This is a genomic window from Clostridium algidicarnis DSM 15099, assembly GCF_002934235.1.
In the GTDB taxonomy this organism is placed as follows: Bacteria; Bacillota; Clostridia; order Clostridiales; family Clostridiaceae; genus Clostridium_L; species Clostridium_L algidicarnis.
Genome location: NZ_PTIS01000003.1, coordinates 160,833 through 180,790 on the forward strand (window position 1 = coordinate 160,833; position 19,958 = coordinate 180,790).

Annotated in this window: 19 protein-coding genes; 13 read left to right on the forward strand and 6 right to left on the reverse strand. The window is 27.9% G+C overall.

The window, feature by feature from the left end; genetic code table 11:
- Positions 1-39 precede the first annotated feature (39 nt).
- The gene (locus BD821_RS04015; RefSeq protein WP_104409421.1) at positions 40-918 is read left to right on the forward strand and encodes a GGDEF domain-containing protein; all 879 of its coding nucleotides are present in this window, start codon (positions 40-42) and stop codon (positions 916-918) included.
- 146 nt (positions 919-1,064) lie between these two features.
- Here BD821_RS04015 and BD821_RS04020 read toward each other — a convergent pair whose 3' ends face one another.
- Together BD821_RS04020 and BD821_RS04025 are read right to left on the reverse strand one after the other, a co-directional pair.
- Positions 1,065-1,400 (reverse strand): hypothetical protein, encoded by a 336-nt coding sequence (locus BD821_RS04020; protein ID WP_104409422.1) that lies wholly within the window; start codon positions 1,398-1,400, stop codon positions 1,065-1,067.
- Positions 1,401-1,417: 17 nt separating this feature from the next.
- A complete protein-coding gene (locus BD821_RS04025) occupies positions 1,418-1,888 on the reverse strand; it encodes a YtxH domain-containing protein (protein ID WP_029452782.1) in 471 nt (156 codons plus the stop codon).
- A 391-nt stretch (positions 1,889-2,279) separates the two neighbouring features.
- On the opposite strand from BD821_RS04025, the gene BD821_RS04030 reads away from it, so the two are divergent.
- From BD821_RS04030 to BD821_RS04065, 8 genes are all read left to right on the forward strand, one after another.
- Positions 2,280-2,690 carry a CBS domain-containing protein gene (locus BD821_RS04030; RefSeq protein ID WP_104409423.1) on the forward strand — a complete coding sequence of 137 codons (411 nt, stop codon included), beginning with the start codon at positions 2,280-2,282 and terminating at the stop codon, positions 2,688-2,690.
- 76 nt (positions 2,691-2,766) lie between these two features.
- Positions 2,767-3,537 (forward strand): peroxide stress protein YaaA, encoded by a 771-nt coding sequence (yaaA, locus tag BD821_RS04035; RefSeq protein WP_104409424.1) that lies wholly within the window; start codon positions 2,767-2,769, stop codon positions 3,535-3,537.
- 119 nt (positions 3,538-3,656) lie between these two features.
- Entirely contained in the window at positions 3,657-4,916 is a 1,260-nt protein-coding gene (gene rpsA, locus BD821_RS04040; RefSeq protein WP_104409425.1) for a 30S ribosomal protein S1, read from the forward strand.
- A gap of 155 nt (positions 4,917-5,071) precedes the next feature.
- Positions 5,072-5,620, forward strand: a complete 549-nt coding sequence (locus BD821_RS04045) for a tetratricopeptide repeat protein (RefSeq protein ID WP_104409426.1) — start codon at positions 5,072-5,074, stop codon at positions 5,618-5,620.
- Between the two features lie 5 nt (positions 5,621-5,625).
- Positions 5,626-6,483: a response regulator gene (locus BD821_RS04050; protein WP_169993961.1), complete on the forward strand. Its 858-nt coding sequence runs from the start codon at positions 5,626-5,628 to the stop codon at positions 6,481-6,483.
- Between the two features lie 142 nt (positions 6,484-6,625).
- Complete coding sequence (locus BD821_RS04055; RefSeq protein WP_104409428.1) at positions 6,626-8,080, forward strand: aminoacyl-histidine dipeptidase; 1,455 nt, start codon at positions 6,626-6,628, stop codon at positions 8,078-8,080.
- Between the two features lie 157 nt (positions 8,081-8,237).
- Complete coding sequence (locus BD821_RS04060; protein ID WP_242971454.1) at positions 8,238-10,040, forward strand: M3 family oligoendopeptidase; 1,803 nt, start codon at positions 8,238-8,240, stop codon at positions 10,038-10,040.
- 47 nt (positions 10,041-10,087) lie between these two features.
- Positions 10,088-10,879, forward strand: a complete 792-nt coding sequence (locus tag BD821_RS04065) for a rhomboid family intramembrane serine protease (RefSeq protein WP_104409429.1) — start codon at positions 10,088-10,090, stop codon at positions 10,877-10,879.
- Positions 10,880-10,925: 46 nt separating this feature from the next.
- On the opposite strand, the gene BD821_RS04070 is transcribed toward BD821_RS04065, so the two are convergent.
- Positions 10,926-12,389, reverse strand: a complete 1,464-nt coding sequence (locus BD821_RS04070) for a HAMP domain-containing sensor histidine kinase (RefSeq protein ID WP_104409430.1) — start codon at positions 12,387-12,389, stop codon at positions 10,926-10,928.
- A complete protein-coding gene (locus BD821_RS04075; RefSeq protein WP_104409431.1) occupies positions 12,389-13,072 on the reverse strand; it encodes a response regulator transcription factor in 684 nt (227 codons plus the stop codon). The genes BD821_RS04070 and BD821_RS04075 overlap by 1 nt, the downstream gene beginning before the upstream one ends.
- Positions 13,073-13,207: 135 nt before the next feature.
- On the opposite strand from BD821_RS04075, the gene BD821_RS04080 reads away from it, so the two are divergent.
- From BD821_RS04080 to BD821_RS04090, 3 genes are all read left to right on the forward strand, one after another.
- A complete protein-coding gene (locus BD821_RS04080) occupies positions 13,208-14,146 on the forward strand; it encodes an alpha/beta hydrolase (RefSeq protein WP_104409432.1) in 939 nt (312 codons plus the stop codon).
- Between the two features lie 125 nt (positions 14,147-14,271).
- On the forward strand, positions 14,272-14,772 hold the full coding sequence (locus tag BD821_RS04085) for a TspO/MBR family protein (protein WP_104409433.1): 501 nt from the start codon (positions 14,272-14,274) through the stop codon (positions 14,770-14,772).
- A 214-nt stretch (positions 14,773-14,986) separates the two neighbouring features.
- Positions 14,987-16,138, forward strand: a complete 1,152-nt coding sequence (locus tag BD821_RS04090) for an amidohydrolase (RefSeq protein ID WP_104409434.1) — start codon at positions 14,987-14,989, stop codon at positions 16,136-16,138.
- Positions 16,139-16,250: 112 nt separating this feature from the next.
- On the opposite strand, the gene BD821_RS04095 is transcribed toward BD821_RS04090, so the two are convergent.
- Entirely contained in the window at positions 16,251-16,958 is a 708-nt protein-coding gene (locus BD821_RS04095) for an LrgB family protein (RefSeq protein ID WP_104409435.1), read from the reverse strand.
- Between the two features lies 1 nt (position 16,959).
- Entirely contained in the window at positions 16,960-17,319 is a 360-nt protein-coding gene (locus tag BD821_RS04100) for a CidA/LrgA family protein (RefSeq protein ID WP_104409436.1), read from the reverse strand.
- A gap of 227 nt (positions 17,320-17,546) precedes the next feature.
- On the opposite strand from BD821_RS04100, the gene BD821_RS04105 reads away from it, so the two are divergent.
- Positions 17,547-19,934, forward strand: a complete 2,388-nt coding sequence (locus BD821_RS04105) for a VIT and vWA domain-containing protein (RefSeq protein ID WP_104409437.1) — start codon at positions 17,547-17,549, stop codon at positions 19,932-19,934.
- Positions 19,935-19,958: the final 24 nt, after the last annotated feature.

The window sequence follows — 19,958 nt, forward strand, 5'->3', positions numbered from 1 at the left end:
ATAATAAATGTTATATAGTAGTTGAAAGGTGAGTTTATCATGAATAGTTTAGAAGATATAATTAAGAATGTTAAATTATTAGAAAACCTTTATGATGATTTAAGAATAGTAGATCCTATAAAAAAGAAGGTAGTTTATCATAAAGGAATTAATAATGTTCCTGTTGATAAAAATTGCTATGACTTTTGGAGAAAAAAAAGCCATTGTGAGAACTGCATATCTTCAAGAGCTTTAGTAGAAAAAGATAATTGTGTAAAGATTGAGTATACTGGGAACAAGGTTCTTTTAATTATGGCAACTAAGATACTTTATAGTGATAATAGATATATACTTGAAACATTTAAAGATATAACTAATATAGGGATTATAGCTGATATAGAAAATAAGTCAGAAGAATATATATTAAGTTACATTAAAGATATGAATAACAAAATTATAAGAGATGATTTAACTGGTATATATAATAGAAGATATATAAATGATAAATTACCTGTAGATATAATTTCTGTTAAATTATCTAAAATGCCTTGTACAGTTGTGATGATTGATATAGATGATTTTAAAATAGTAAATGATGAAAATGGTCATCTTATAGGGGATAATGTATTAAAAGATTTTAGTCAATTTATAAATCATAAGGTTAATAGTGTAAATGGATGGATAGGTCGTTATGGAGGAGAAGAATTTTTTATTTCACTTCCTAAGATGGATAAAGAGGAAAGTAAAACTTTTATTGAAGAAATAAGATTAGAAATAGAAAACCTATGTTTCAATTATGAAAAAAAGTGTCTTAAGGTCACTATTAGTGGTGGTATATATGAGATTAAAGGATCTGAAGAAATAGATGAAGTTTTTAGAAATACTGACAAAAGACTTTATAATGCTAAACATAAGGGGAAGAATCGTATAGAAATGTAATTTAAAAAATTAATATATTATAGATATAAGGGGGAGTAACAATGAAAAATAAATCGAAGTTTACCATAACTCTATTAGCTTTAACAGCATTAGTTTCTATAATAAATAATGATAAAAAGACTAAAAGAGAATAGGCTCTTTAGAGCCTATTTAAAAAATACATTTTTAACTATTGATATTATCTCTTTTAAAGTAATAAGATAACCTTCTACATCCTCCTTTATGTCTATAGCATCTGCGGTTGTAGTAGTTAGAACTTCGCTTATATCCTTAATATTATCTGTAATCTCTGCTATGTTTTGGGAAGCTTTAGGAAGGTAATTTGTGACTTTATTTATATTTAATTCATTTTCACCTAGAATTTTGTCTACTCTAGATAAAACTTTACTTAATTTGTTTAAGGCCATTATTAAATATATTAATGCAGCAGCAGCTAGTATACCTAAGATTGTATATCCTAAACCTGAAAATGTTACATACATCTTAAAATCTACCTCCTTTACTTTTCAGAATTATTAGCGTTAGAGTCATCATTTTTTTCTTCTACATAATCTTTTATCTTTGATTTAGCTTCTTTATAATTTTCTTTAGCATCTTCCTTAGTTTCATTTACAACGTTTTGTACTTCTGATGCAGTTTCTTCAACGATATCTGCAGCATCTTCTACAACTTCTTTTGATTCGTTTAATTTACTTTTTATTTTAGCCTTCGCTTCAGCACTTTTACATTTAAAATCCTCAGCCTTAACTTTAATATTTTCGCCTAAACCTTGAGTTTTATCTTTAACAGTATCATTTAAGTTTTGAGCAGCGTTTTTAATGTCCTCTCTAGTGCCCTTGCCAGACTTTGGAGCAAGTAATACTCCTGCAAGCGCACCTGCAGTTGTTCCGATTAGTGCATTTGTTAGAGCACGCGTTCTTTCTTTTCTTTTAATTTCTTTTTTCTTCTTTTCTAACATTGATTTTAACATTGAATATACCTCCTTAGTTTCTTTTAAATAAAATAAATATCGTGGATTATAAAGAGTGAGACAGAAATTATTAACAACTAATGAAAAATACTCTTTAATAGATATTATGTACCATTATATCTACTTTTTTTGCTTAATTCAACATATTAAATTAGTTTTAGGGAAATTGATTAATTATTTAGAGTTATTGGTACATTGATAATGATGATTTTATCAATGTACCAATAAAGCTTATTGATTTTAGTCACTTATATATGAGATATACATAATATGATACTGTGTATTATTAAAGTATTTGTAAAGTTTTTAAATTTGTTTATTATTAATGAAATTTTATGATAAAATATACTTAGAGAATAAAAAGAAATTTTTCAAGAGGAAAGGATTTAAAATGAATATTGCATTTTTTATTACACCTAAAAATGATGTTGTCCATGAAACTTTAGATGCTACAATGAGACAAGTATTAGAAAGGATGGAGTATCACGGTTATACAGCTATACCACTTATAGACTCGGAAGGTAAATATGTGGGGACATTGACAGAGGGAGATTTATTATGGAAGTTAAAAAACACTCCAGAACTTACTTTTAAAAATACATCAAAGGTAAGTATAGAAGATGTGCCAAGAAGAACAAAACATAAATCTGTATCTATAAATGCTAATATTGAAAGTTTAATATCACTTTCTATTAGTCAAAACTTTGTTCCGGTGGTAGATGATAATGGAATATTTATAGGAATAATCAAGAGAAGTGATATAATAAACTACTGTTATCAAAATATGGAAAGCTTAAGTTAATAATATTAAGAAAACTACTTCTTTTTAGAAGTAGTTTTAATTATTTATAGAAAATTTTTGAAAGGAAAATATACTTATGAAAGTTATAATTTCACCAGCAAAATCTTTAGAATTTAAGAAACATATACCTTATGAAACTTATTCTAAACCAGAGTTTTTAAATTGTGCTGAATATTTAATAGAAGAATTAAAAGAATTATCAAAAGAAGAGATAGGAAATCTCATGAATATTAGCTATAAGCTATCAGAAATTAATTTTTATCGTTATAAAAGTTGGAATAAAAATTTACATGAAGGTACTAGGCAAGCTATATATGCTTTTGATGGAGATGTTTATAAAGGTTTAAATTCCTATGATTTTAATAAATCAGAAATAGATTTTGCTCAAAACAATCTTAGAATATTATCAGGGCTTTATGGTGTTCTTAGACCTTTAGATTTAATAAAGCCTTATAGATTAGAAATGGGTATTAAATTAGAAAATGATAAAGGAAATAATTTATATAAATATTGGGAGTATAGATTAACTAATTATATTAATAATGATTTAAAAGAAGATAAAGAAAAGATACTACTAAACTTAGCATCAAAAGAGTATTCTAAAGTTCTCAATAGAGGGTATATGGATAAAGATATAAAAATAATATCTCCTGTATTTAAGGAGTATAAAAATAATAATTATAAAATAGTAGCTATATATGCAAAAAAGGCAAGAGGGTTAATGGCTCAGTATATAATTAAAAATAAAATAAATAAACTAGAAGAAATAAAAGAATTTAATTTAGAAGGATACGCTTTTAGGGAAGATATGAGTACTGAAGAGACTATAGTTTTTACTAGAGGGTAAGTATTTGAAGTTAAATTTCCATATAAATACACCTGGGAGTGAAGGAAAAGTACGCAGGAGCTGTTTTTATGATATAATTTTAATGTAGATATATAATTTTATGATTAGGAGTGGATTTTATGGAAGATAATATAAAAAATGAAGAGTTAAAATTAGAGGACGTTGTAAAAGATGAGGTAACTAAGGAAAACCAGAAAATAGAATCACCAGAAAAGGTAGAGGTAGTAGATACAAAGGAAGAAGAAATTACTAAAGATGCTTATGATTTTAAAAAGATTCAAAAAGATGACCTTATAACTGGAACTGTAATTAAGGTAAATAAAGAAGAAGTATTTGTAAATATAAACTATATGGCAGATGGTATAATACCAAAATCTGAAGCTATAGAGAATGTTGAAGAAGAATTAGATACTTTATTTAAAGAAGGTGACAAAGTAAATGTGTTAGTAATGGAAATAAATGATGGCGAGGGAAATGTACTTTTATCTAAGAACAAAGCCGAAGCTATTAAGGTTTGGGATGACTTTGAAGAATCTCTAAAAGACTCTACTTTGTTACAAGTAATGATAAAAGAGGAAGTTAAAGGTGGGCTGATAGCATATATAAAAGGTGTTAGATTATTTTTACCAGCATCTCATGTTTCAATAAGACATATAGATAACCTAAAAGATTTTATAGGAAAATCTTTAGATGTTAGAGTGATTGAATTAGATAGAGCAAAGGGAAATGTAGTAATTTCTAGAAAAGTAGTAGAATTAGATGAGCAAAACAAAAAAAGTGAAGAACTTTGGAAAGAACTTAAAATTGGCGAAAAAAGAAATGGTGAGGTAGTTAGGTTAGCAAGATTTGGAGCTTTTGTTGATATTGGTGGTATACAAGGGTTGGTTCATATATCTGATCTTTCATGGAAGAGGATATCAGATCCACAAGAAGTAGTATCTGTAGGGGATGAAGTTCAAGTATATATATTGGATTTTGATAAAGAAAAAAATAGGGTATCACTTGGACTTAAAGATTTAGAAGAGGATCCTTGGAACACAGTAAATACTAAATATAAAGTAAATGATATTGTTGAAGCAAATATAAGTAACATTGCAAAATTTGGAGCATTTGTTGAAATAGAGCCAGGAGTAGAGGGCCTTGTACCTTTAGGCGAAATACAAGAAGAAAGAGTAATAAATGCATCGGATATCTTAGAAAAGGGTCAAAAGGTTAAAGTTAAGATATTAAATATGGATGTTGATGCTCATAGAATAACATTAAGTATAAAAGAGGCCATTGATGATGGAATAGATTATTCATCCTTTAATGAAAAGGGAGACAATATAACTCTTGCTGATATATTAGGAGATAAATTAAAAAACTTTAAAATAAAGTAACATAACAATTAAAATAAGAGAAGATTACGAAAGTGATCTTCTCTTATTTTAATTTTAATATAGATTTTAATAATAACTATAATAAGTTGAAAAATTATGTTAAAATACAATATATTATGTCTTATTTTAAGAAATATTGTAAGAGGTGGATTACTATGAGCGTTGAAAATAAAACAAAAGAATTTATGCCCTATGGAAATGCATTTTATTTTGAAGAACCAAAACTAAATAAAAGAAAATGTATTTCAGGATTAATCATGTTAATACTTTTCTCATTAATAAACCCTTTACTGATAATAGGAGTTGTAATTTATCTTTTTTATATAATATACAAGATAAGAGTGTATAAATCTAAAGAAAGTGTAGAGGTTTCAAATGCTATAAGCCTATATAAAAGAGGAAGTTATAAAGAAAGTTTAATACATATAAATAAGGCCATAGAAGAAAAACCCAATAATTCTAAGTTTAATATAATTAAGGCTTTAAATCATTTTAAACTAGGAGAATATGAAAAGTATATAATTTGTATAAATAAAGTTCCCTATAAGATTTTAAAAAATGATTTGGATTTACAGTTAAAATTAGGAGAAAGCTATGAAAAAATAGAAGAGTATGAAAAGGCAAAGGATATGTATATGCAATTGTATGAGATATTTCCAAAAAGCTCTTATTTAAAAGAAAAAATAAACAATTTAAGTAGGTGAATGTGTTGAAAAGAGTTGTAATTTTAGATAGTAAGCATTACATAAGATATCGAGTAAAAGAATTAATAGGAAAAGAAGATATGGAAGTATATGAAGCTTCTAATTATTCCCAGCTTTTAACTAGACTTGGAGAATTAAAAAATTCTGTAGACCTTATAATTATTGAAATTAATTTAAAAGAAGAGGATGGAATAGAAGTAATACAAAAGATTAGGAAGAAAAAAATAGATATTCCCTTTATGGTACTTACAAATCTTAACACTATGGATGCATTTTCAAGAGCTATAAAAGAAGGCGCAGTAGATTATTTTGTAAAGCCTTTTGATGAAATTAAGTTTAATGAAAGGGTAAATAGACATGTTAATGGAGACTTTGGAATAAACCCTATTAGAATAGAGAATGGAAATAAAAATAATTTACATATTGATGATTATATTGAATATGAGATTGAAAAAGCCAGGTCTAAAAAATATTCATTATCAATTATAATGACGGTATTTTTTAAATCATTAAGGGATTTAACTATGGATATAAATAATGATAACATGTTAATTGAAGATTATGTTTATGGAAAATTAAAAAGTATATTGCCAGAAGTACAATATTTTGAAAAGTACGGTTTTAGAACTTTCATAGGGATCTACCCCAATACTGATGAGAAAGGTATAAATGCATCATCAAGAAATATGCTTGATAAAATTAAAAAGTTAAAAGATATGGATAGTATATTAAAAGAATATTATTTTGATAATGTTGAAATAACATTCCCATCAGAAGGTATAGATAAAAAACAAATAATAGAGAAGTTAACAAATAAAATGGAAGAAAAAATAAAAGCAAAGCAAAATCAAACTATAAATTAATTATATTTACAAATTGATTATGATTATAAGTTAATTTATAACATAAATAGTTATTTTGTTTTTATAATGAAAACTATACTCATTTGTGATAGTATGTATATATATTAAGAATATTTTTGATTTATAAGAGAGGAAGGATAATATGGATTATGTATTAAAAAATCTAGAACCTAAACCTGTTTTCAAATATTTTGAGGATATATCGCAAATCCCTCGTGGATCAGGGAATGAAAGAGGAATAAGTGATTTCCTTGTTGATTTTGCAAAAACACGCGGACTTGAAGTAATTCAGGATGACGTACTAAATATAATAATAAAAAAAGATGGTACAAAAGGATATGAAAATTCACCAAGAGTTATAATACAAGGACATATGGACATGGTTTGCGAGAAAAATATAGGTACTGACCATGATTTCGAAAAAGATCCTTTAAAACTAAGAATAAAAGATGATTTTATATATGCAACAGATACTACACTTGGAGCTGATAATGGAGTAGCTGTTGCTTATGCAATGGCACTACTTGACTCTACGGATATACCTCATCCACCACTAGAAGTTCTTATAACTACCGATGAAGAAACAGGAATGACAGGAGCTTCAAATTTGGATCCTAAAAACGTTGAAGGAAGAATACTAATAAACGTAGATTCAGAAGAAGAAGGAAAACTTCTTGTAAGTTGTGCTGGAGGACTTAGAAACAAAATAACATTACCAATTTTATTTGAAGATAGTAAGGAATATAAAGGTTTATATACTATCAAAATAAGAGGCCTTAAGGGCGGACACTCAGGTATGGAAATAGATAAAGGAAGAGCTAACTCAAATAGACTCATGAGTAGGATATTAGTAAATCTTTTAGAAAATATAGATTTTAGATTAATTTCATTAAATGGTGGATCTAAAAACAATGCTATACCAAGAGAGATGGATGCTGATATAGCTATAAACCCTAATGATTATAAAAAGTTAAATGAAACTATTGAAGAATATAATAAGATCTTCAAAAATGAATATAAGACTGTGGATCCTGATGTTAAAGTGTCTTTAGAAAAGATCAATGAAGATAAAAAGGTATTTTCAAAAGATTGTACTGAAAAAGCTATAAGACTTTTATATATGATACCAACAGGGATACAATCTATGAGTATGGATATAAAAGGATTAGTTCAATCATCTACAAATCTAGGAGTTGTAACTACAACAAAAGATTCTGTGGTATTTGATAGTGCTGTTAGAAGTTCCATTGCTTCTTTAAGAGAAGATATATTACTTCAATCAGAAATGGTAGCAAAACTTTTAGGTGCTACTCTATATACTACATCTTCCTACCCAGAATGGGAGTATGATCCAGATTCTAAGGTAAGAAAAATATGTGAAAAGGTATATAAAGATGAATATGGCAAGGATGTAGAAATAGTTGCTATTCACGCTGGAGTAGAATGTGGATTATTTGAAGAGAGATTTGGAAAACTGGATATGATATCCTTTGGTCCTAATTTATATGATGTTCACACTCCACAAGAACATGCTAGCATATCGTCTGTTAGCAATGTTTGGGATTATCTACTTGCTGTATTAAAAGCAATGAAATAAAAAATACAATAGTTGCAGTTTAAAGCCATTTTGGCGTATGTACAAACAAATTAGTGAAGATAAAAATTAAATCATATAAATATTAAGAGCGCTGCATCTGTATTAGATTAAGCGCTCTTAATTTATATTTCAATTAAATTTATTAGGAGGAAGGTTTATGGAAGAAGGAAAACTAAATATGAGGTGGAGCCTTAAAGAGCTTTATCCATCATTTGATAGTGAGGAATTTATTACCGATATAGAATGTTTAAAAGAAGATATAAGGTTAATAAATATTTGGACTATTAATATGGCTAAAGATTATGATAAGGTGGAAGATAACATAGAAAAGTATATAGAAAATCAAAATAAAATATGCTCCTTATATACAAGACTTGTTAGTTTTTGTAGTCTTACACTTTCAGCAGATGCTTTAAATTCTACAGCACAAAGTTATTTAGAAAAAGTTGAAAACATATTTCTACCAATGGTAGAAGTTAGTGCTATATTTAATAAATGGCTAATATCTTTAGATAACATAGATGAATTAATAAATAGTAGAAGTTTAATAAAAGAGCATGAATTTTATTTAAGAGAAATTATAGATAAAAAAACATATGCACTATATGATAGAGAGGAATCAATAATTTCTAAAATGAAGCAAACTGGTTCAGTAGCCTTTGGTAATTTACAAAAACTTTTAACATCTACACATAAAGTAGATATAGAAATCCAAGGCAAAATGGAAAGTGTTCCTTTGACTGTTTTAAAAAACTTTGCATTTAGTGATGATAAAGATATGAGAAGAAATTCTTATGAAGCAGAACTTAAAAGTTACGAAAAAATTGAAAAACCTATTGCAGCTGCTTTAAATGGAATAAAGGGAGAGGTAATTACTATATCAAATATGCGAGGATATAAAAGTCCTCTTCACTATACTTTGGTTAATAGTAGAATGGATGAAGAAACCTTAAACGTTATGATGGCCGCTGTGGAAGAAAGCCTTCCTGAATTTAGAAGATATTATGAAAGAAAAGGTGAAATACTGGGTTACAAAGGTGGAATGCCATATTATGATATATTTGCACCAGTGGGATCCATTAATAAAACTTATAGCTATGAAGAAGCAAGAGATTTTATAGTATCTAATTTTAGTTCCTTTTCAAATGATCTTGGGAAATTTGCACAAAATGCCTTTGAAAAAGGTTGGATAGATGCAGAGCCTAGGAGTGGTAAAAGAGGGGGAGCATTTTGTAGTAATATTCATCCTATAAAAGAAAGTAGAATACTAAGCACGTTTAATGGCAGCTTTAAGAATGTAACTACATTAGCTCATGAGCTGGGGCATGGATACCATGGCCATATTTTAAGTAAAGAAAGTTATTTAAATAGTAAGTATCCTATGCCAATAGCAGAAACAGCTTCATTATTTTGTGAAACATTAGTAAGGGATGCTGCCATAAATAATTCAGATAAAAGGATGGCATTTACTATTTTAGAAGGTGAAATAAACAACTCAAGTCAAGTTGTAGTAGATATATATGCAAGGTTTATATTCGAAAAAGCTTTATTTGAAAAGAGAAAAAATAGCGCTTTATCTTTAGAAGAAATAAAAGGTTTGATGATTGAATCACAAAAGAAAGCTTTTGGTACATCAATAATAGATTCTACATTAAGTCCTTATGCTTGGATAAATAAACCTCACTACTATTATGCTGAAAGAAATTTTTATAACTTCCCGTATACATTTGGATTGTTATTTGCAAAAGGACTTTTTGCTAGATACAAAAAGGTAGGCTTTAAATTTACGAAAGAATATGATAAACTGTTATCTATAACTGGCAAAGCTAGTTTAAAAGATATTGGAAATTCTATTGGTATTGATATAACTAAAATTGAGTTTTGGAGAGAATCTTTAAATGGTATAAAAGATAATATACAAAAGTTTATAGAATTAAGCAAAGATAAAGATGTTCTTTAAAAGTTTGGTTTTTAAAAAGCCTTTGGGGTTTATTAGGAGGCGTTAAAGTGAATTGGCTTAATAAGTTAGAAAGAAAATTCGGTAAATATTCAATTAAAAACTTAATGTTATATATAGCTTCATTAAATTTTTTGGTTTATTTACTAATTATGGTTGACCCAAATAATAATATTGTGTCTAAATTAATGCTAAAACCTGAGCTAGTATTAAAAGGTGAGGTTTGGAGACTTATAACCTTTATATTTATTCCACCTAACACTTCAGCCTTTTTTATAATATTTGCATTATATTTTTACTATATTGCAGGAAGAGGGCTAGAGCAAGAGTGGGGTAGTTTCAAACTTAATGTTTATTATTTATTTGGTATTTTAGGTACTATTATAGCTTCTTTTATAACTAAAGGATCTGCAACTGCTACGTATTTAAACCTTTCTTTGTTTTTAGCATTTGCAAGGTTATATCCGGACTATGAATTGCTTTTATTTTTTGTAATACCTATAAAGATTAAATATTTTGCTTATATTAACTGGGTTATCATAATAGGATCTATTATAACTCAAAAAGGTTGGGCTATGAAATTAGCAGCAATAGTTGCGGTAATTAACTACTTCGTGTTTTTTGGTAAGGATATAGTTACAAATAAAGTCCAGGTACGAAAAGTTCATAAAAGAAGAGAAAAGTTTAAATCTGAAATACCTTATAAAAGTTATATCCATAAATGTACTACTTGTGGTATAACCGAAAAAGATAATCCTAATATTGAATTTAGATATTGCTCTAAATGTAATGGATACTATGAATATTGTACGGATCATATAAAAGATCATGAACATAAATAGTGAATTTTAAAAGTAGGCTTTGAATTTATAAATTCAAAGCCTACTTTTACGATATTAGAGAATTATTTAAAAGAATTGTGAATTTAGTTCCTTTGTTTAAGTCACTTTCTAAATTTATACTTCCATTATGCATCTCTATAAGGCTTTTGGATATAGCAAGACCAAGTCCTGTCCCACCACTTTTATGATTTCTTGATGCATCAACTCTTACAAAAGGATTAAAGATATCTTTTTGAAGATGGGTAGGTATACCTATACCATTATCTTCTATTGTAATAATAATGTCTTTATTAATAGTAAACAAAGTCATAATGAAGTGGGTATAATTAGGATTGTATTTTATAGAGTTCATTATTATATTGCTAAGGGCTCTATCTAAATGATTTTTATCAAAGGCAGCTATTATAGTTTTTTCGGGAATATCAAAATCGTATTGAAAGTTCTTTTCTTCCATCTTAGGTATATATGAAGCAATAAGCTCTCTTAAAAACTCACAAATATCTAAGTGCTCAGTTTTTAATTTAAAATCAACACTTTGAAGTTTGGAAAACTCGAAAAGTTCAGTAAGCAAGTTATTTGCCCTAAGTGCATTTTGATTTATTACATTTAAATATCTTTTAGATTCACTTTCACTAATAGATTCATTTTTGATTAAATAATCTGAATAACCAAGAACGATAGAAAGAGGGTTTTTTAGGTCATGAGAAATATCTAGTATTAGTCGTCTTCTAAGTTCCTCAGATTTCTCTTTTAACATTTTTTCATTTTCCAACTTTTCCGCCATACCATTGAAAACATCTCTTAATTCTCCAAACTCTGTTTTGGATTTTAAGTAAATTCTAGCTGAATAGTCTCCATTTGATATTTTGTTAGATCCTTCTATAAGTAATTTTAAGGGTCTAACAAAATTTTTAGAGGATATTCTAGAATATACAATAAAACCTAATAGCAAAATAAAAAGTGCTATAAAAACTGCTAACATAATAAAATATTTAGGAGATAACTTTCTATGATTCATCCTAAAACTTTCAGCGGAATCCCTAGGTATTGCAATAATAAGTAAAAAGTCTTTTTCTTCATTATATACAGTTCTATAAATATAATTATAAGAAGAATTTTCAGAATCATAAGATGAGTAGGGGAGCTCTAAAGAATTATTAATAATTTCATTAAATGATTTTAAATCATATTTATCGATTTTCATAGCGGGATTGCCCTTTCTAAATATAACCTCCCCAGTATTGTCAATGACTTCTAAGTATCCTCCAAGGTTTTCAATCTTTTCAGAATTGATGTTAGTATAATCATCTCGCATTATGCTACTTGGATCATCTAAAATTGAATCTTGAAGGTTAAAATAAAGGGCTGTACCTATAAGTGTGGCAATTATTAAAGATAAAAATAAGATACCTGTCATTATGAAATATAATAGTATATAATTTTTCAATAAAAGATTTGCAAGTTTCTTTTTATTTTCTTTATAATTAAGTTTCTTTTTTCGCATAAACATTATATATTCTCCAATTTATAGCCTATGCCTCTTATGGTTTTCAAATATTTAGGAGACCTAGGGTTGTCTTCAATTTTATCTCTTATATGACTTATATGAACCATTATAGTATTATCATCATCATAGTAGGTATCCTTCCAAACTAGTTCGTACAATTGTTTTTTAGTATAGACTCTCCCAGGGTTCTCCATAAGAAGTTCTAATATTTTATATTCTTTAGCATTAAAATCTAAAGTGATATTTCCTTTAGAAATACAACAGCTTTCTTTGTCTAAAAGTAAGTCTCCTACAGTAAAATTTATTCTTGACTTTTTATCAGAATATTTATAATATCGTCTAAGCTGAGCCTGGATTCTTGCAATAAGTTCTAAATGACTAAAGGGTTTTGTCATATAATCGTCAGCGCCAAGGCCAAGACCTTGTATTTTATCTGTGTCTTCATCTCTAGCAGTTAGAAATATCACAGGAATTTCACTTATTTCTCGAATCTCCTTTAAAAGTGAGAAACCATCAAGCTTTGGCATCATAATATCTAATATAGCAAGGTCTATAGGCGTATCTTTTAATATGTGTAGAGCCTCTAGACCATCTTCTGCCTTAAAGACTTTATAGTCTTCCATAGTTAGATGCAATTCAATTAAGTCACGTATATCTTGTTCATCTTCAGCAACTAGTATATTCAAAAGTTCACCGCCTTTAATGTTATAGCTACTATTATAATGGAAAAGTAACATAAAATACAACATAAAATGCAATATTGATTTTAATATATACAGTGGTATGATTAATTTATACAATATGAAAGGTGGAGGTGTATTATGAAAAGAAGTAGTTTTATATTTACAGATAAAAAGGGTAAAGATATTAATACTTATAAATGGGAACCTGATAACTTATTAGAAGATAAAGGTTTAGTCATTCAAATTGCTCATGGAATGGCAGAAACTGCATTAAGATATGAAAGGTTAGCAGAAAAACTTACAGAAAACGGTTATATTGTGTATGCAAATGACCATAGAGGACATGGAAAGACCGCAGGTAAAGTAGAAAACTTAGGATATATATCGGAAGATGATGGATTTTACGATATGATTTATGATATGAATGAACTAACTAAAATAATAAAAAAAGAAAATCAAGATAAAAAGGTTATTTTATTTGGACATAGTATGGGGTCTTTTTTATCTCAAAGATACATTCAAATGTATCCAGAGGAATTAAGTGGGCTAATACTTTGTGGGAGTAATGGAAAGCCAAAGCCTATAGTTGCTATTGGCAAGGGCTTAGCTAAAATGGAAATAAGGAGCAAAGGTGAAAGGGCAAAAAGTGACCTTATGAATAAACTTTCATTTGGCAGTTTTAATAAGCATTTTGAACCAACAAGAACGGACTTTGATTGGCTAAGTAGAGATGAAAGTGAAGTTGATAAGTATATAAAGGACCCTTATTGTGGAGCTATATTTACAACTTCTTATTATTACTATTTTTTAAAGGGATTAAAGGATATTCATAAAGAAGAGAATCTTAAAAACATACCTAAAAATACTCCTATTTTTATAATTTCAGGTGGGCAAGATCCTGTAGGTGATTATGGTGAGGGTATAAAGAACCTTGTTAATTTATATAGGGATTTAGGGGTAACTAATTTAGATTCTAAAATTTATGAAGGTGCAAGACATGAACTGTTAAATGAAATTAATAAAGAAGAGGTTATGAATGACATTATATGTTGGATAAGAAAACAAAAGTTTATTTAGATTTTGAAATATACAAGTCTTATCCATATTAAATTTGTTATATAGGAATAATTATAATTTTAATGAGTATAGTTATTGTTATTAATGCATAATAGTAGTAAAGGTAGTCATAATAGGAGGGTTATATGAAAAATGTTTTTAAAGTTAAAGGTAAATATGACGTAGGAGCTCTTATAATAAGTTTAATTATAACTGAAGGCATAGGTTTTGTTGTTGGTATGTTTATATCTAATAGCACTGATATTTATTCAAAATTAATAAAACCAAGTTTTGCACCTCCAGGATATGTGTTTCCAATAGTTTGGACGATTATGTATGCATTAATGGCAATTGCAGCTTACAGAATTTATCTTTATGGTAAAAGTGGAGTTAACATCAAATCAGCACTTTTTTCATACACCATACAGCTTATTTTAAATTTTTTATGGTCCTTTATATTCTTTAAGTTCAATTTGTATGGATTGGCATTTTTAGAACTTTGTTTATTATGGTTAGCCATTGTAATTACTACAGTTAAATTTTATAGAATTGATAAGGTTTCTGCATATCTTATGATTCCCTATATAATGTGGGTAGCATTTGCAGGGGTGTTAAACTTTTTTGTGTGGAAACTAAATGAAATGTAGATTAAAACATATTTTATATTAAGGCTTAATGGAAAATGGCAAACTTTTTATAAGCAAATCACCTTATATTTTAAGTTGACTAATTTATACAAATCTATACAATAATTAATAATTGCAATACAGAATCCTTAAATTTAGACTTTATTTTAAAGGTGAAAATTGATTGTTATAGAAGTATATATTATACAGAATTTTTTATAGAATGGGTGATAAAATGTTAATAAAAAATGCTAAAATATATACTATGGCCAAAAATAATTATGAAAATGGATGTATTTTAATCGAAGACGGTAAGATTACAAAGATAGGTGAAGATATTAAGGTATCAAAGGAGGAAGAGATTGTTGATGTTAAAGGAGCATTAGTAATGCCTGGGATAATAGATGCTCATTGTCATATTGGAGGCCAAGAAGCTAACATGGGATTTGAAGGTTCAGATATAAATGAGATGAGTGATCCAATAACTCCAGAACTTAGGGCTTTAGATGCTATAAATCCTAGAGATGAAGCTTTTAAAAAGGCCATATGTGGAGGTATAACTTCTGTTATGACAGGACCTGGTAGTGCTAATGTCATAGGTGGAACTTTTGTTGCTATTAAAACCTTTGGAATATCTATTGATGATATGGTAATTAAGGAGCCAGCAGCAATGAAAATAGCCTTTGGAGAAAATCCAAAGAGAGTATATAACGGTAAAAATAAGATGCCATCCACTAGAATGGCTACAGCTGCATTGCTTAGAAAAACCTTATTTGATGCAAAAAATTATAAAGTAAAAAAGGAAAATGCTAAAGAAAAAGATGAGTTTTTTGAAACCAATTTTAAGATGGAAGCTTTACTTCCAGTTATAGAAAAGAAAATACCATTAAAAGCACATGCACATAGAGCTGATGACATATTAACAGCTATAAGGATAGCAAAAGAGTTTGATGTGCTTTTGACTCTAGATCATTGTACAGAAGGACATATTATAGCAGAATATATAAAAGAGTCAGGATATCCTGCTATAGTGGGGCCTACTATGAGTTTTAATTCTAAGATAGAACTATCAAATAAATCATTTTCAACTCCTAAGGTTTTAGTAGATTTAGGAGTTAAAGTTGCAATAATGACGGACCATCCAGTTATAGAACAACAATATCTTCCAGTATGTGCTGGCCTTGCTACTAAGGAAGGGTTAAGCTTTGAAGACGCACTTAAAGCTATAACTATTAATGCAGCAGAAATTATTGGCATTGACAATAGAGTAGGGAGTCTTGAAATAGGTAAAGATGCAGATATAGCAATATTTGATGGTAATCCATTAGAATCTATGACTAATTGTTTGTATACCATAATAGACGGGAAAATCGTCTACAAAAGATAGAAGATGTATGTAATAAATATAAATTAAGCAAAAAATAAGATGGACTAATAAAGTTCATCTTATTTTTTTGCTTAATGATAAAGATATGTATTTTGAAATTATTTTATTTTAGTTAAATACCCAAGATGCTTGTACAAATATTATATATTAATGGAGCAATGAATACTGTTATTATTCCTGCTACAGCTATACAAATACTACTTATAGCACCTTCGGTTTCACCAATTTCAAAGGCCTTAGCAGTGCCTAATGCATGAGAAGCAGTACCGAAAGCAATACCCTTTGATAAGCTATCTTCAATTTTAAATATTTTAAATAATAAAGGCCCAATTATGGAACCTATTATTCCAGAAACAATTATTGCAAATACTGTAAGGGAAGGTATGCCACCTAAACCTTTAGATATTTCTATACCTATAGGAACTGTAGTGGATTTAGGTATTAAGGATTTTATTATGCTTAAATCTAAGTTTAAAACATAAGATAAAAATATTATTGATACTATTCCAGCAATGCTACCTACTAATATTCCTGATAAAAGTGGTATAAGATTTTTCTTTAATAGTTCTAGCTTATTATATAATGGTACTGCAAGAACAACGGTTGCAGGTCCTAGAAAAAATGAAATAAATTTACATCCAGAATTGTATTGTTCAAAGCTTATGTTAAACATAAGTAATGTAGAAATTATTAAGATAGTACTTATGAGCAAAGGGTTTAATAAAGGAGCTTTAAATTTATTATATAAAGCAATACTTATTTCAAAACATACTAAAGATATCAGGACTCCAAATAAAGGAGAATTAATTATTTCAGCCAATTTAGATACCTCTCTTTCTTTTACGATTTATAAGAAAACTTGTGATCTTAGCCGAAACTAACATTACAATGATTGTACTTATAAAACATACAAATAATATTTTGTGGAAATTATCTTTAAGTAAACTTATTGAAGTTATAAGACCTACGCCAGCTGGGATAAAGAAAAAGGCTAAATTATCTAAGAAAAACTTGCTTACATTATTTATTTGTTCTAATTTTATAATATTAAACATTAAAGAAAGCAATAATATAATCATAGCAATAATATTTCCTGGTACAGGTACCTTAAATATATTATGGATAAGTTCACCTAAAAGATAAAAAGACAAAATAATCATAAGTTCTTTCAGAATTTTCATTTATACACCTCACTTTTTGTTTCATATACACTTTATCATCTTTTTCAAAGAAATAAACCTTTGACTGAAAAGAAAAAATATATAAAACAATTAGATTATTGAAGCAAGTCAATAATTATGATAAAATTTGTTTTAAATACTAAGGCAAATATCAGGTAATTCGTAGTATAATAAAGATATATCATATCCTATAATATTATTAGGATATTTAGGAAGGAGAGAAAACCTTGAGTAAGTATGGTTTAAGAGACAAAAGATTTTCAGAAGATGAGGTAGAATTAAAAAAGGTAAGTATAAGCGGAAATATATGCGGAGAATTCGTTGAATTTTCTATGTCTCAGGTATATGAGAATAACACAGACAGTAATATAGATGCTGTATATATATTTCCACTACCAGATACTGCAGTACTAAGTGGCTTTGAGGCAATTTTAGGAGGAAAAACTTTAACCGCTATAGTAGAAGACAAAGAAGACTCATATAAAATATATGAAAGTGCATTAGAAAGTGGAATAAATATCATAAGCATAGACCAAGATGAAGATAATGTATTTACTATATCCATAGGAAATATTTTACCTAATGAAACTGTTAAGATTAATATAACTTATATGGATCAGCTTTTATATGAAGATAATAGTTTTAAGTTAATGATTCCGAGTATAATAGCACCTCAACCTATGGAGGATGAAGAATTAAATAAAGAAAAGCCTCAATATAAGTTAAATATGAACTTATTAGTAGAATCCTTTAATAAGCTAGATATATATTCACCTACACATGGAATTCATATTCATAGAGAAGATGACACCCTATGCAAAGTAACATTTAAAGAGGGCCAAATGCTTCATAAGGACTTTGTCTTAATGATGAAAGAAGTTGAAAATGAAGAGTATAGTGGTATGCTATACAATTATGATGGTATAGATGAAGAAGAGGGTATATTATACCTTAGACTTTATCCAAAACTTGATTATGAAGAGTCTCATGAAGGACAAAATTATGATTTTTTAATGGATATCTCTGACTCTATGGAAGGGGAAAAACTTGAAGAAACAAAAAATGCACTTCATCTTTGTCTTAGAAATCTTGATGAAGGTGATGATTTTAATATAATAGCCTTTAGTAAAGATCTGAAGGTATTTTCTAAAAATGGTAAGGTACCTTATAATGATGAAAATTTACAAAAGGCTTCAGAATGGATAGATGAAATAAAGGTAGAACCAGGTGCAGATGTTTTTGAAAGCTTAAAATATGCTCTTCAAGAGAAAAATATAGATGGTAATAGTACAATATTATTATTTACAGATGATATGGTAGAAGACGAAGATGAAATAATTGATTATGTAAAAGAGAATATAGGCGATAATAGAATATTTACCTTTGGAGTAGATACTGTAGTCAATAGTTATTTTATAAACAAAATGGCTGAAATAGGTTATGGAAGACCTGAGTTTATATATGCAGGAGAAAGAATTGATGATATGGTATTAAGGCAGTTTAATAGAATAACTAATCCACAGGTGGATGTGTTATCTATTGACTGGGGTGCAATGAAGGTTCAAAGAACATATCCTACAACTATAGATTACCTCTATGATAGAGAGCCTATTTCTATATTCGCAAAAGTTAGTGGCGAAATAGGAGGTAAGGTTACTATAAAAGGAAAAGTAGGAGAAGAAGAATATATAAAGACTATTGATCTAGATAAGTTAGATTTAGATGTAAATGCAGATCTCATAGAAAAAGTATGGAGTAGAAAAAGGATAGAATCTCTTACAGAAAAGATCCGTGGAGAAAGAGGCCCTCTGAAAGATTCTATGAGAGAAACTATAATAGAATTATCTAAAGAATACGGTATAATAAGTAAGGAAACCTCCTTTGTTATGCTAGAACAAATGGAAGATCCAGTTCTTGGTATGTCTATGAACAATATTATACCAATACAAATATCAGAAGAAGCTATGGAAAATATAGCTGAAGGCTATTTCCTTGATTCACCAAGCTTTTTTTATAAGGTAGATATAAGAGAAAAAATGATAGAAGAAGGTTTGGATAAAGAAAAGGCTAAAAAAGCAATAGTTTACGATAGAGAAAATCTATTAAGAATAATTGCAAAAAACCAATTAGCAGATGGAGCTTTTTGCAATAAAAAAGAAGGAAATCTTCAACAAAAAATTGAGAGTACAGCTGTAAGTGTATTGGCATTTACACTTGGAAAAGAAGATGTAAAGATTTATATGAATCAAATAAATAAAGCATTAAGATATGTTATAAAGACTACAAAAGAAAATGAAAATTTATTAGATGAAAGGTTAATATATATTGTTGTATTAGCGCTTAAGTCATCTATAGAAAAAAGATTAGTAAGGCAACCTAGTAGAACAATGATTGAAGATTATATAGAAATATTAAAAGATAAGATTAAAGAAAATAAATATATGCATATAGAAGATATTCTAACAATGGGCAAAAATTCAGAACTTAAAAATGCTACATCATCTATGATATCTTTAAATAAAGAAGAAAAAATCAACGAAGAATCTTTAATAACTTCTAAAGGTACACAAAAGATTTTAGATATTGCAAAACTTGCTATACAAAAGACTTTATAACACAGAGCATATAATTATATATAA

Bases quoted from the DNA above. Each gene is read 5' to 3' on its own strand.
- BD821_RS04060 (WP_242971454.1), top strand. From the start codon at position 8,238: ATGGAAGAAGGAAAACTAAATATGAGGTGGAGCCTTAAAGAGCTTTAT.
- yaaA (WP_104409424.1), top strand. From the start codon at position 2,767: ATGAAAGTTATAATTTCACCAGCAAAATCTTTAGAATTTAAGAAACAT.
- rpsA (WP_104409425.1), top strand. From the start codon at position 3,657: ATGGAAGATAATATAAAAAATGAAGAGTTAAAATTAGAGGACGTTGTA.
- BD821_RS04030 (WP_104409423.1), top strand. From the start codon at position 2,280: ATGAATATTGCATTTTTTATTACACCTAAAAATGATGTTGTCCATGAA.
- BD821_RS04025 (WP_029452782.1), bottom strand. From the start codon at position 1,888: ATGTTAAAATCAATGTTAGAAAAGAAGAAAAAAGAAATTAAAAGAAAA.
- BD821_RS04090 (WP_104409434.1), top strand. From the start codon at position 14,987: ATGTTAATAAAAAATGCTAAAATATATACTATGGCCAAAAATAATTAT.
- BD821_RS04045 (WP_104409426.1), top strand. From the start codon at position 5,072: ATGAGCGTTGAAAATAAAACAAAAGAATTTATGCCCTATGGAAATGCA.
- BD821_RS04020 (WP_104409422.1), bottom strand. From the start codon at position 1,400: ATGTATGTAACATTTTCAGGTTTAGGATATACAATCTTAGGTATACTA.
- BD821_RS04055 (WP_104409428.1), top strand. From the start codon at position 6,626: ATGGATTATGTATTAAAAAATCTAGAACCTAAACCTGTTTTCAAATAT.
- BD821_RS04100 (WP_104409436.1), bottom strand. From the start codon at position 17,319: ATGAAAATTCTGAAAGAACTTATGATTATTTTGTCTTTTTATCTTTTA.
- BD821_RS04085 (WP_104409433.1), top strand. From the start codon at position 14,272: ATGAAAAATGTTTTTAAAGTTAAAGGTAAATATGACGTAGGAGCTCTT.
- BD821_RS04070 (WP_104409430.1), bottom strand. From the start codon at position 12,389: ATGTTTATGCGAAAAAAGAAACTTAATTATAAAGAAAATAAAAAGAAA.
- BD821_RS04080 (WP_104409432.1), top strand. From the start codon at position 13,208: ATGAAAAGAAGTAGTTTTATATTTACAGATAAAAAGGGTAAAGATATT.
- BD821_RS04015 (WP_104409421.1), top strand. From the start codon at position 40: ATGAATAGTTTAGAAGATATAATTAAGAATGTTAAATTATTAGAAAAC.